This is a genomic window from Streptomyces sp. NPDC036813 (genome assembly GCF_055609245.1).
Map to the genome: position 1 here is coordinate 42785 of NZ_JBVJPV010000020.1, position 11976 is coordinate 54760.

The 11976-nt window shown below is 73.4% G+C and carries 11 protein-coding genes; 8 read left to right on the plus strand and 3 right to left on the minus strand.

Annotated features, from left to right (window positions below; translation table 11 throughout):
• Entirely contained in the window at positions 1-486 is a 486-nt protein-coding gene (locus ACZ67Q_RS33255) for a cation:proton antiporter regulatory subunit (RefSeq protein ID WP_471189797.1), read from the minus strand.
• 315 nt (positions 487-801) lie between these two features.
• On the opposite strand from ACZ67Q_RS33255, the gene ACZ67Q_RS33260 reads away from it, so the two are divergent.
• The 4 genes from ACZ67Q_RS33260 (at position 802) to ACZ67Q_RS33275 (ending at position 5237) form a co-directional block, all read left to right on the plus strand.
• Positions 802-1863 carry a sensor histidine kinase gene (locus tag ACZ67Q_RS33260; protein WP_471189799.1) on the plus strand — a complete coding sequence of 354 codons (1062 nt, stop codon included), beginning with the start codon at positions 802-804 and terminating at the stop codon, positions 1861-1863.
• Positions 1860-2516 (plus strand): response regulator, encoded by a 657-nt coding sequence (locus tag ACZ67Q_RS33265; protein ID WP_471189801.1) that lies wholly within the window; start codon positions 1860-1862, stop codon positions 2514-2516. Before ACZ67Q_RS33260 ends, ACZ67Q_RS33265 begins: the two co-directional genes overlap by 4 nt.
• A gap of 105 nt (positions 2517-2621) precedes the next feature.
• Entirely contained in the window at positions 2622-4139 is a 1518-nt protein-coding gene (gene miaB / locus ACZ67Q_RS33270) for a tRNA (N6-isopentenyl adenosine(37)-C2)-methylthiotransferase MiaB (protein ID WP_471189803.1), read from the plus strand.
• Between the two features lie 390 nt (positions 4140-4529).
• Positions 4530-5237, plus strand: coding sequence for a class III extradiol dioxygenase subunit B-like domain-containing protein (locus ACZ67Q_RS33275; RefSeq protein WP_471189805.1), 708 nt, complete (start codon positions 4530-4532; stop codon positions 5235-5237).
• Between the two features lie 176 nt (positions 5238-5413).
• Here the strand turns inward: ACZ67Q_RS33275 and ACZ67Q_RS33280 are convergent, their stop codons facing one another.
• Both ACZ67Q_RS33280 and ACZ67Q_RS33285 read right to left on the minus strand, forming a co-directional pair.
• Positions 5414-5707: an antitoxin gene (locus ACZ67Q_RS33280; protein ID WP_471189807.1), complete on the minus strand. Its 294-nt coding sequence runs from the start codon at positions 5705-5707 to the stop codon at positions 5414-5416.
• A 24-nt stretch (positions 5708-5731) separates the two neighbouring features.
• Complete coding sequence (locus tag ACZ67Q_RS33285; protein WP_471189809.1) at positions 5732-6031, minus strand: hypothetical protein; 300 nt, start codon at positions 6029-6031, stop codon at positions 5732-5734.
• 183 nt (positions 6032-6214) lie between these two features.
• Here ACZ67Q_RS33285 and miaA point away from each other — a divergent pair, with 183 nt between their 5' ends.
• From miaA to ACZ67Q_RS33305, 4 genes are all read left to right on the plus strand, one after another.
• Positions 6215-7153 carry a tRNA (adenosine(37)-N6)-dimethylallyltransferase MiaA gene (miaA, locus tag ACZ67Q_RS33290; RefSeq protein WP_471189811.1) on the plus strand — a complete coding sequence of 313 codons (939 nt, stop codon included), beginning with the start codon at positions 6215-6217 and terminating at the stop codon, positions 7151-7153.
• Between the two features lie 108 nt (positions 7154-7261).
• Positions 7262-7807, plus strand: coding sequence for a hypothetical protein (locus ACZ67Q_RS33295; protein WP_471189958.1), 546 nt, complete (start codon positions 7262-7264; stop codon positions 7805-7807).
• Positions 7808-8266: 459 nt separating this feature from the next.
• Positions 8267-9136 carry a diaminopimelate epimerase gene (gene dapF / locus ACZ67Q_RS33300; RefSeq protein WP_471189813.1) on the plus strand — a complete coding sequence of 290 codons (870 nt, stop codon included), beginning with the start codon at positions 8267-8269 and terminating at the stop codon, positions 9134-9136.
• Between the two features lie 233 nt (positions 9137-9369).
• Positions 9370-11889, plus strand: coding sequence for a RelA/SpoT family protein (locus ACZ67Q_RS33305; protein ID WP_471189815.1), 2520 nt, complete (start codon positions 9370-9372; stop codon positions 11887-11889).
• Positions 11890-11976: the final 87 nt, after the last annotated feature.

Consider the following 11976-nt stretch of genomic DNA (forward strand, 5'->3'; position numbering starts at 1 on the left):
TCACTCCCGCCCGAGGATCGCGGCGGCGGCGTCCACACCCTCGCGCGTGCCGATCACGATCAGTGTGTCACCGCCCGCGAGCCGGAAGTCCGGGGTGGGGGAGGGCACGGCGTCGGCGCGGCGCAGTACCGCCACGATCGATGCGCCGGTCTCCGTACGCATCCGGGTCTCGCCGAGCAGCCGGCCGTTCCAGTGCGAGGTCGCCGCGATCTCGATCCGCTCGGCCACCAGGCCCAGGTCCGTGGTGTGCAGGAGGTTCGGGCTGTGGTGGGCGGGCACCAGCGCGTCGACGAGCGAGTCCGCCTCCGAGCCGGTCAGCCGGAGCGAGTGAGCGCAGGAGTCGGGGTCGTCGGCCCGGTACACACTCAGGGTGCGGGTGCCGTCCCGGTGCGCCACCACCGACAGATGGCCCTGTTCCCGTGTCACCAGGTCGTACTTGACCCCGATCCCCGGCAGCGGTGTCGCCCTCAGGCGCGGCGCAGACACGTTTCTTCCCCTTCGATCGCCGGTCGTACGGGCACCGCCGGTGATCGTTTCCGGCCGGTACCGGGCGGCCATGCTGCCACCCTTCCGTACGGTGGCGACATGGGTGTCAGCACGGATGGACGCGATACGCGGCCGGCGGAGAAGCTGGTCACGGCAGGGCCGTGGGCGGCCGGTACGGCGGGGACGTCGGTGGACGTCACGGTAGGGCCGGCGGCGGACGTCAGGGCGGGGACGTCGGCGGATGTCGCGGTGGGGCCGTCGGCGGACGGAAGATCAAGGCGGTGGGGGAACGGAAGGAGAGGAGGTGCCGGGCGCGTGTCGCTGTTCTGGCGGATCTTCTCCCTCAACGCCGTCGGCCTGGTGATCGCCACCGCGCTGCTGCTCGGCCCGGTCACCGTCTCGACCCCGGTGCTGCCGGGTGAGGCGCTGGTGGTGGTCGGCGGGCTGGCCGCGCTGCTGGTCGTCAACGCCGCCGTCCTGCGTATTGGGCTCGCCCCGCTCACCCGGCTGGCCGGGGCCATGGCCACCGCCGACCTGCTGCGTCCGGGCGCACGGCCCGAGGTCGCCGGTCCGGCGGAGACTGCCGGGCTGATCACGACGTACAACGCGATGCTCGACCGGCTCGCGGACGAGCGTGCCGCCGGTGCGGCCCGTGCCCTGTCCGCGCAGGAGAGGGAACGCCACCGCGTCGCCCGCGAGCTGCACGACGAGGTCGGCCAGACCCTGACCGCGGTCCTGCTCCAGCTGCGGCGCGTCGCCGACCGGGTGCCGGCGGAGCTGCACGAGGACGTGGGCCAGGCGCAGGAGGCCACCCGCGCCGGGCTGGACGAGATCCGCCGCATCGCCCGCCGGCTGCGGCCCGCTGTGCTGGAGGAACTGGGGCTGCTCAGCGCGCTGCGCTCGCTCGCCGCCGAGTTCACCGGGCACGGGCTGACCGTCCGCCACGACCTCGCCGCCGACCTGACACCGCTGCCCGGGGAGACGGAACTCGTGCTGTACCGGGTCGCGCAGGAGGCGCTCACCAACACCGCCCGGCACTCCGGCGCCGACCGCGCCGAGCTGTGCGTGCGGGCCGATGCGACGGGCGTGGAGCTGTTGGTGCGGGACAACGGACGGGGCACGGCCGGGGCGGCCGAGGGCGCCGGCATCAGCGGCATGCGTGAGCGGGCCCTGCTGGTCGGCGCCGAGCTGAGCGTCGCAGCGGCGCCGGGCGGCGGCACGGACGTACGGTTGCGCATCCCGCAGCGTGCAGACGGGCCGCTGGACATACCGGGCGGTGCCTATGGACCGCCGGGCACACCGGGTGGTGCCTACGGGCTGCCGGGCACACGGGGTGATGCCGACGGGCCGCTGGGACCCGGGGGAGGCCCCCGGTGAGCGGCCGTCCTGTGCGCGTCCTGCTCGCCGACGACCACACCCTCGTACGCCGCGGGGTGCGCCTCATCCTCGAGTCGGAGCCCGACCTGACCGTCGTCGCCGAGGCCGGCGACGGAGCCGAGGCGGTCGAGCTGGCACGCGCGCGTGAGGTGGATCTCGCCGTGCTGGACATCGCCATGCCCCGTATGACGGGCCTCCAGGCGGCCCGTGAGCTGTCCCGGCGGCTGCCCGATCTGCGCCTGCTGATCCTGACCATGTACGACAACGAGCAGTACTTCTTCGAGGCGCTGAAGGCGGGCGCGAGCGGCTACGTGCTGAAGTCCGTCGCCGACCGCGACCTGGTGGAGGCGTGCCGGGCGGCCATGCGGGACGAGCCGTTCATCTACCCCGGCGCCGAGCGGGCGCTGGTCCGCTCCTACCTGGACCGGCTCCACCGCGGCGACGGCCTGCCCGAGCGCGCCGTCACCGAGCGCGAGGAGGAGATCCTCAAGCTGGTCGCGGAGGGGCACACCTCCAAGGAGATCGGTGACCTGCTGTTCATCAGCGTCAAGACGGTCGAGCGGCACCGCGCGAACATCCTGCAGAAGCTCGGCCTGCGGGACCGCCTGGAACTGACCCGGTACGCGATCCGCGCCGGACTCGTCGACCCCTGAGCCCGGGCGGTCCCACAGACGTCGCGTCCGTTTGTCCACAGGGCCTCGCGGGCGTTGTCCACAGCCCGGACCGGGGTGGTCCCGGAACCGCCTACCCTGTAAGGCATGAGCAGCAGCGACCGGAGCCCCGCAGTGGACGTCAAGACCTACGAAGTACGCACCTACGGGTGCCAGATGAACGTCCACGATTCCGAGCGGCTCGCCGGCCTGCTCGAAGACGCGGGTTACGTGCGCGCTCCCGAGGGCTCCGACGGCGACGCCGACGTCGTGGTCTTCAACACGTGTGCCGTCCGGGAGAACGCCGACAACCGGCTCTACGGCAACCTCGGCCGGCTCGCGCCGAGGAAGGCCCAGCGGCCGGGCATGCAGATCGCGGTCGGCGGCTGCCTCGCGCAGAAGGACCGCGACACCATCGTGAAGAAGGCGCCCTGGGTCGACGTCGTCTTCGGCACGCACAACATCGGCAAGCTGCCCGTCCTGCTGGAGCGCGCCCGCGTGCAGGAGGAGGCGCAGGTCGAGATCGCCGAGTCGCTGGAGGCGTTCCCCTCCACGCTGCCCACCCGCCGTGAGAGCGCCTACGCGGCCTGGGTGTCGATCTCCGTCGGCTGCAACAACACCTGCACCTTCTGCATCGTCCCCGCGCTGCGCGGCAAGGAGAAGGACCGCCGCCCCGGCGACATCCTCGCCGAGGTCGAGGCGCTGGTCGCCGAGGGCGTCTCCGAGATCACCCTGCTCGGCCAGAACGTCAACGCCTACGGCTCCGACATCGGCGACCGCGAGGCCTTCAGCAAGCTGCTGCGCGCCTGCGGGAAGATCGACGGCCTGGAGCGCGTCCGCTTCACCTCCCCCCACCCCCGTGACTTCACCGACGACGTCATCGCCGCCATGGCCGAGACGCCGAACGTGATGCCGCAGCTGCACATGCCGCTGCAGTCCGGTTCGGACACGGTCCTGAAGGCCATGCGCCGCTCCTACCGCCAGGAGCGCTACCTCGGGATCATCGAGAAGGTCCGCGCCGCCATCCCGGACGCCGCGATCACCACCGACATCATCGTGGGCTTCCCCGGCGAGACCGAGGAGGACTTCGAGGAGACGCTGCACGTGGTGCGTGAGGCCCGCTTCGCGCAGGCCTTCACCTTCCAGTACTCCAAGCGGCCCGGCACCCCGGCCGCGACCATGGAGGACCAGATCCCCAAGGAGGTCGTCCAGGCGCGCTACGAGCGGCTGGTCGCCCTGCAGGAGGAGATCTCCTGGGAGGAGAACAAGAAGCAGGTCGGCCGCACGCTGGAGCTGATGGTCGCCGAGGGCGAGGGCCGCAAGGACGACGCCACCCGCCGTCTGTCCGGCCGCGCCCCCGACAACCGCCTCGTCCACTTCACCAAGCCGGAGCAGGAAGTGCGCCCGGGCGACGTCGTCACCGTCGAGGTGACCTACGCCGCGCCGCACCACCTCCTCGCCGAGGGCCCGGTGCTCGACGTGCGCCACACGCGCGCGGGCGACGCCTGGCAGAAGCGCCAGGAGGCCGACCAGGCCAAGCCGGCCGGCGTGATGCTGGGCCTGCCGAAGATCGGCGCGCCCGCGCCCCTGCCGGTCGCCACGGGCAGCGGCTGCGGCTGCGACTGACCTGCGGCGCCGGCGTGCGGTCGTGGCGACGCGCTGCGACTGACCTGCGGTGCGGGCGGCCTCCGCTGAGGCTGACCTGCGCTGCGGCGCTGACGTGCGGTCGTGGCGACGCGCTGCGATTGACCTGCGGTGCGGGCGGCCTGCGCTGAGGCTGGCCTGCGCTGCGGCGCTGACGTGTGGTTGCGGCGACGCGCTGCGACTGACCTGCGCTGCGGCGCCGGCGTGCGGCTGCGAACGACCTGCGGTGCGCCTGGCCTGACGCTGGCCTGACGCTGCGACCGGTCGGCTCGTTCCGGCGCGGTGCAGTGCCGCCGGACGCACTGCGCCCGACCCTCGGGTCACGCCCGGCGGCTGGGCGTGCCCGGCTGGTGACCGCGTAGTCTGCTGATCATGCTTGTCGCCGCAGCCGTCTGCCCCTGTCCGCCGCTGCTCGTGCCCGAGGTCGCCGCGGGCGCCGCTCCCGAGCTGGACGCCGCCCGCGCCGCATGCACCGACGCGCTGGGCGTCCTCGCGGCCGCCCGCCCCGACCGGCTGATCGTCGTGGGAGCCGCCGAGGAGGCGGGGACGTACCCGCAAGGCGCGCGAGGCTCGTTCCGCGGGTTCGGCGTGGACGTCGACGTCACCCTCGGCGAGGGACAGGTCGCGGCCGCCGAGTCCGTGCTGCCGGTATCGCTCGCGGTGGCGGGCTGGCTGCTGGGGCGGACGGGCTGGGCGGACGCCCCGATCGAGGGGCTGGCTGTGGCGCGGACGCTCGCGCCGGAGCGGTGCGCCGAGCTGGGCGCGGAACTCGCCGGGCGTGCCGAGCGGGTCGCGCTGCTGGTCATGGGCGACGCCAGCGCCTGCCGCACCGTGAAGGCGCCGGGCTACCTGGACGAACGCGCCGCACCCTTCGACGCCGAGGTGGCCCGGGCGCTGGGCGCGGCGGACGTGTCGGCGCTGCGGGCACTGGACGCGCGGCTCGCGGAGGAGCTGCAGGCCGCCGGCCGGGCGCCGTGGCAGGTGCTGGCGGGCGCGGCCGCGGACGCGGACCTGTCCGGGGCGCTGCTGTACGAGGACGCGCCGTACGGGGTGGGCTACCTGGTCGCCACCTGGTCGTAGCGCGCCCTGGTCGCCACCTGGTCGGAGCGCGTCACCGGCGGGCGTGTCACGGCGGGCGCGTCACCGGCGACACGAGGGCGGTACATGCCGGACGGCCGCACACCGTGAGCGTGTGCGGCCGTCCGTCGTTGCGCTGCGGCTGGGGCCCTGACGCCCCCGGCCGCGGCGGGCCGGGGTCAGGAGGTGGGCGGCGGGCCCTGCGGCGGGGAGGCCGGGGGAGGGGCCGGCGGGGTGGCCGCGCCGCCGTCGGCCGCGGCGCCGCCCTTGTGCGCGAGCCGGTCCATGGCGCCCTTCGCCTTGCCCGTGCCTGTCTGGATCCTGTCGCTGTACTTGCCCTTGGTCTTCTCGTCGACGACCTTCGCGGCCCGGTCGATGCCGTGCTGGATCTTGTCCCCGTGCTGCTGCGCGAGGTCCGACACCTTGTCCTTGGCCGGGCCGAGTTTGGCTTTCAGATTGTCCATCAGACCCATGGTCCACCTTCCCTGGCGGGACAGTTACGTGTGGGCGCTCTCACCGGCCTCGCTGTCGGCGGCCGCTTCGGCGGACTGCTGCTGGGGGATACCGGCGGCCTCCGCGCTCTCCTCGCCCTTCTCGCTCGCCCCGGGCTCCGCCGCTTCCGCGGCCTCCGTCGCCTCGGTGGCCTCGGCAGCGTCCGCTGCCCCCGTCGTCTCCGCCGTCCCGGTGGTTTCCGCGGTCTCCGTCGCCTCGGCCTTGTCGGCGGAGGACTCGTTCACGGCCTGCTGGGCCGCCGCCGTGGTCTCCGACCTCCGAAAAAGTTTCGTAAAAACGCCCATATCAACTCCATACGGTACTCGTCCGGGCGAAATTCCGCGTGACCCGGTGCGTCCGATTGCGCCACCGGGATCACCGCTCCTCAGGAGTCGGTGACGGGATCTCGCAAGGTGGCAACGACCTCGCCCGGACGGCGTCACGTAACTCGTTCGAGGACGGGGTCCGGGGTTTGCGAAACTGGTGCGGTGAGCAGCGCACCCCCCGCCCCCCGCGTCATCGCCGTCGTCGGTCCCACCGCAGCCGGCAAGTCCGACCTCGGCGTCTTTCTCGCCCGGCAACTCGGCGGCGAGGTCGTCAACGCCGACTCGATGCAGCTGTACCGAGGGATGGACATCGGTACCGCGAAGCTGACGCACGAAGAGCGCGCCGGGGTGCCGCACCACCTCCTCGACATCTGGGACGTGACCGTCACCGCCTCCGTCGCCGAGTACCAGCGGCTCGCCCGCGGGCGGATCGACGAACTCCTCGCCGCCGGCCGCTGGCCGATCCTGGTCGGCGGTTCCGGCCTCTACGTCCGGGGCGCCGTCGACAACCTGGAGTTCCCCGGCACCGACCCCGAGGTGAGGGCCCGCCTGGAGGAGGAGCTGGCGCTGCGCGGCTCCGGCGCCCTGCACGCCCGCCTGGCCGCAGCCGACCCCGAGGCCGCGCGGGCGATCCTGCCCAGCAACGGACGCCGGGTCGTCCGGGCGCTCGAGGTGATCGAGATCACCGGCAAGCCCTTCACGGCGAACCTCCCCGGGCACGACTCGGTCTACGACACGGTGCAGATCGGCGTCGACGTGGCCCGCCCCGAACTCGACGAGCGCATCGCCCGCCGGGTCGACCGGATGTGGGAGGCCGGGCTCGTGGACGAGGTGCGCGAGCTGGAGGCACAGGGGCTGCGCGAGGGGCGTACGGCGTCGCGCGCCCTCGGCTATCAGCAGGTGCTCACCGCGCTCGCCGGGGAGTGCACGCTCGAGGAGGCGCGTGTCGAGACCGTCCGTGCCACCAAGCGCTTCGCGCGCCGCCAGGATTCGTGGTTCCGGCGCGACCCGCGGGTGCACTGGCTCAGTGGGGCCGCGGCGGATCTCGGGGAACTTCCGCAGCTTGCCCTGGCGTTGATCGAACGACCGGTTACAGCCTGATCACGTCATGGCATCGGGACGCCCAGGCCGTCATCCCGGCCTCCGGCGCCGTGCCATCATCGAGCTTCGATCGACCAAGTGGAGTCCGAGTTGGGAGGGCGCGTGGCGATGGAGGCCGGCCCTCGCGACACCGCACAAGACACCGAGCCCGTCACCACCGACAGGGGTGAAGAGCCGCAGGGCACAAGCGGTTCGGGCCACGACGACGACCGTCCGGGCCCGGACGGCGACCTGCTGGGCCCGGACGGCCTCGACGACACCCAGGGCGGCGTGACCGCGGACGGTCCGGAACCGGAAGAGATGTTCGCGGGCGGGCCCGAGGTCGAGGTGGAGCTGCGCCCGCAGCGCCGGCTGCGGCTGTGGCAGCTCGCGCCGATCGTCGCGCTCGCCGCGAGCGGCTCTCTGATGTTCGCCTTCCCGCTGGCCTTCGACTTCGGCGACAGCGGGGCTGTCATCGCCATGCTGGGGTTGCTGATCTGCTCGTGCGCGGCAGGCTGGGGCATGATGGCCGCCCGACGCGTGGGATACACCTGGCCGGGCCTGCCGCCCCGCGGCTCGGGCCGCCGCCCGGACTGGCGGGTCGTGGTCGGGTACGTCCTTCTGGTGGCCGTCGTCGTGACGCTCGCCGTGTGGCGGGTGGCGCGGCTGCGCTGAGCGCGGCCGGTGTGAGCGCGCCCCGTAAGTGAGCGGCCGGTGTCGGGTGGGTTGGGTCGGCCGCTATCGCCGGGTAGACCCGGCCACAGCCGTCTGGGGCGGTCGGTATCGCCGGGTAGACCCGGCCACAGCCGTCTGGGTCGTCCGGTATCGCCGGGTAGACCCGGCCACAGTTGTCTGGGTCGTCCGGTATCGCCGGGTTGACCCGATCACCGCAGCCTGGGCCGGTCCCGCCGCGCGGGCGGACCACCACGGTATGAGTGGGCTGGTGCCCGCTCGTCCGGTCCCCGCTACGCAGGCGGACCACCTCCGCGTGAACCGACCCCGCTGAGCCGCACCGAGCAGGCCACGTCACCGCCGCCCGAGCGAGCGGGGTGCGCCGCCGGCCCGTCCGCACCGCCCCCCACCTGCCCCGCCTCCCGTCGGCGCCCGGGCGGGGCCCTCCCGTACGATCGAGGCATGAGCACGCGGATCGCCTTCCTCAAGGGTCACGGCACCGAGAACGACTTCGTCATCGTCCCGGACCCGGAGAACGCCCTCGACCTGTCCCCGGCCGCCGTCGCCGCGCTGTGCGACCGCCGCGCGGGCATCGGCGGCGACGGAGTGCTGCACGTCGTGCGGTCCGCGGCGCATCCCGAGGCGAAGGCGATGGCCGCCGAGGCCGAGTGGTTCATGGACTACCGCAACGGCGACGGCTCGATCGCCGAGATGTGCGGCAACGGCGTGCGCGTGTTCGCCCGCTACCTCCAGCACGCCGGACACGCCGACGAGGGCGACCTGGCCGTCGCGACACGCGGCGGCGTGAAGCGCGTGCACATCGCCAAGGACGGCGACGTGACCGTCGGCATGGGCAAGGCGGTCCTGCCCGAGGGCGACGTCACGGTGAGCGTCGGTGAGCGAAGCTGGCCCGCACGGAACGTCAACATGGGCAACCCGCACGCCGTCGCGTTCGTCGACGACCTGGCGCACGCGGGCGACCTGTACGCGCCGCCGCCCTTCAGCCCGGCCTCCGCCTACCCGGACGGCGTGAACGTCGAGTTCGTCGTGGACCGCGGCGAGCGGCACGTCGCCATGCGCGTGCACGAGCGCGGCTCCGGCGAGACCCGCTCGTGCGGCACGGGCGCGTGCGCCGCCGCCGTCGCCACCGCCCGCCGTGACGACGCCGACCCGGCCGCCACCGGGACCCCGGCGACGTACACCGTGGACGTCCCCGGCGGACGTCTTGTGATCACCGAGCGCCCCGACGGCGAGATCGAGATGACCGGCCCCGCGGTGATCGTCGCGGAGGGCGAGATCGACGCGGAATGGCTGCGCGGCGCGATCGGCTGACACCTTCCACGGCCGTCGGCCCGGTACCGCCCGGACGGCGGTTGACGCCACGCCGCAAACCCGTTGACCGTCGCTCGAATGGGTGATCCGTTTCACGCTCGCCGAGAGGCGGTCAAACGCGCGTGGTGGGCTCGGTAGCATCAAGCACCGGCTCGGACGGGGGAGTCGCCCTCCCCTGAGCCGTGTCCGCCCTGGGGCACCCCGTCCGCCGGTCCACGCAGCCGGAGGTGCCCATGAGTGCGGAGGCCACGAACCCTGCGACCCCAGGCCCGGTGACAGGCCAGGTCACACCCGCTTCCACCGCGGCGCTCGAGCAGGGCGCGCCGCCTTCCCCGCGCCGCAAGGCCCGCCCCCGCATCGACCTGCGCCGCCTGGGCCGAGCCGCGCTGCTCGGCCCCGCCGCCCGCGACCGGCTGCCCGACGCCATCAGTCATGTCGTCGACGCCCACCGCGCCCACCACCCCGACGCCGACCTCGAACCCCTGCGGCGCGCCTACGTGCTGGCCGAGTCCTCGCACCGCGGCCAGATGCGCAAGAGCGGCGAGCCGTACATCACCCACCCCCTCGCGGTCACCCTGATCCTCGCCGAACTCGGCGCGGAGACCACCACGTTGACCGCCTCCCTGCTGCACGACACCGTCGAGGACACGGACGTGACGCTCGATCAGGTGGGGGAGCAGTTCGGCGAGGAGGTGCGTTATCTGGTCGACGGCGTCACCAAGTTGGAGAAGGTCGACTACGGCGCCGCCGCCGAACCGGAGACGTTCCGCAAGATGCTCGTCGCCACCGGCAACGACGTCCGCGTGATGTCGATCAAACTCGCCGACCGGCTGCACAACATGCGCACCCTCGGCGTCATGCGCCCCGAGAAACAGGCCCGCATCGCGCGCGTGACCCGCGACGTGCTCATCCCGCTCGCCGAACGTCTCGGCGTCCAGGCCCTCAAGACCGAACTGGAGGACCTGGTCTTCGCGATCCTCCACCCCGAGGAGTACGAGCACACCCGCGAGTTGATCGTCGACAACGCCGCGCGCACCGACGACCCCCTCGCCGAGATCGCGGACGAGGCGCGCAGGGTGCTGCGCGAGGCCGACATCCCGGCCGAAGTCCTCATCCGCCCTCGCCACTTCGTCTCCGTGCACCGCATCTCCCGCAAACGCGGTCAGCTGCGCGGTGCCGACTTCGGCCGGCTGCTCGTGCTGGTCAACGAGGACGCCGACTGTTACGCGGTGCTGGGTGAGCTGCACACCTGTATGACGCCGGTCGTCTCGGAGTTCAAGGACTTCATCGCCGTACCCAAGTTCAACCTGTACCAGTCGCTGCACACCGCGGTGGCCCGCGCCGACGGGCAGGTCGCCGAGGTCCTCATCCGCACGCACCAGATGCACAAGGTCGCCGAGGCCGGCGTGGTCGCCCTCGGCAATCCCTACGCGCCGCCGTCGGACGAGCAGTCCCCGCCCGACGGCGAGCGCGCCGACCCCACCCGGCCCGGCTGGCTGTCCCGGCTCCTGGACTGGCAGCGGGCCGCACCCGACCCCGACACCTTCTGGACGACCCTGCGCGAGGACCTCGCCCAGGACCGGGAGATCACCGTCTTCCGGCCCGACGGCGGTCCGATCGGGCTACCGGAGGGCGCGACCTGCGTGGACGCCGCCTACGCGCAGTACGGCGAGGACGCCCACGCCTGCATCGGGGCCCGGCTCAACGGCCTGCTGGCGCCGCTGGGCACGGTGCTGCGCGACGGCGACACCGTGGAGCCGCTCATGGGGCAGGACCCGGCGTCGGAGCCGTCACGGGAGTGGCTGGAGTACGCGCACACACCGGCGGCACGGATCGCGATCCAGCGGTGGCTGGCGTCGCACCCCGGCCCGGAGGCCCAGGGCACGGACAGGGCGGAGGCAAGGGGGGAAGCAGAAGAAGCGGGGGAGTCGCTTCGCGGAGGTGCGGATCAGGGCGCTGCGAGCGCCGATGCGCCCGGCGTGCGCCCGGCGCGTGGGGGAGTGACCGGCGCGGACGGATGCGCCGGGGGCGCAACCGGCGCGGGAAACCGTGACGGGGGCGCACAGCCTCAGCCGCCGGTCCTCGCGAGCACGGCCGGTGTCCCTCCGGTGGAGAACGCCGTACGAGTCACCGGCCCCGCTCGGGCAGACCTGCCGTACGACGTCTCGGCAGCAACCCCCACCGGACGCCGCCGTACCTCGAAGACGCACAGCACCGAGAACGACGGACACGCCGAGGAGCGGCCCGCCACCGGCGCACGCCGCGCGTCACACCCGCGCGCCGCGCGCCCCCGTGCCGCCGACGTGACGGTCCTCGGCCGTGACGGGGCCACCGCACGGCTCGCCCGCTGCTGCACCCCCGTACCGCCCGACGGGATCACCGGTTTCGCCGTGCGCGGCGGAGCCGTCACGGTGCACCGCGTGGAGTGCGCCGCCGTGGCGCGCATGCGCGGCGGTGGGCGTGCGGAGGTCGACGTGCGCTGGGGCGAGACCACGGCATGCCGGGTCACCCTGGTCGCCGAATCGTTCGGCCGCCCGCACCTCCTCGCCGACCTCACCGAGGCCATTGCGCTCGAAGGCGCCGAGATCGTCTCCGCGACCGTCGAGCCCCCGACGCAACAGCGCGTACGCCACACCTACACGCTCGAGCTCCAGGACGCCGCCCACCTGCCCGCGCTGATGCGGGCGATGCGCAACGTCCCCGGCGTCTACGACGTGGACCGCGCCCAGCACCACGCGTCGCCCTTGATCTGAGCCCGCCCACACCTCCCGCCCTTGATCTGAGCCCGCCCACACCGCCTGCCGTTGATCCGAGCCCGCCCGCACGTGTCACCGTTGATC

Coding starts and splice junctions, on each gene's coding strand:
- ACZ67Q_RS33275 (WP_471189805.1), top strand. CDS start 4,530: ATGCTTGTCGCCGCAGCCGTCTGCCCCTGTCCGCCGCTGCTCGTGCCC.
- dapF (WP_471189813.1), top strand. CDS start 8,267: ATGAGCACGCGGATCGCCTTCCTCAAGGGTCACGGCACCGAGAACGAC.
- ACZ67Q_RS33280 (WP_471189807.1), bottom strand. CDS start 5,707: ATGGGTCTGATGGACAATCTGAAAGCCAAACTCGGCCCGGCCAAGGAC.
- ACZ67Q_RS33305 (WP_471189815.1), top strand. CDS start 9,370: ATGAGTGCGGAGGCCACGAACCCTGCGACCCCAGGCCCGGTGACAGGC.
- ACZ67Q_RS33295 (WP_471189958.1), top strand. CDS start 7,262: ATGGAGGCCGGCCCTCGCGACACCGCACAAGACACCGAGCCCGTCACC.
- miaB (WP_471189803.1), top strand. CDS start 2,622: ATGAGCAGCAGCGACCGGAGCCCCGCAGTGGACGTCAAGACCTACGAA.
- ACZ67Q_RS33285 (WP_471189809.1), bottom strand. CDS start 6,031: ATGGGCGTTTTTACGAAACTTTTTCGGAGGTCGGAGACCACGGCGGCG.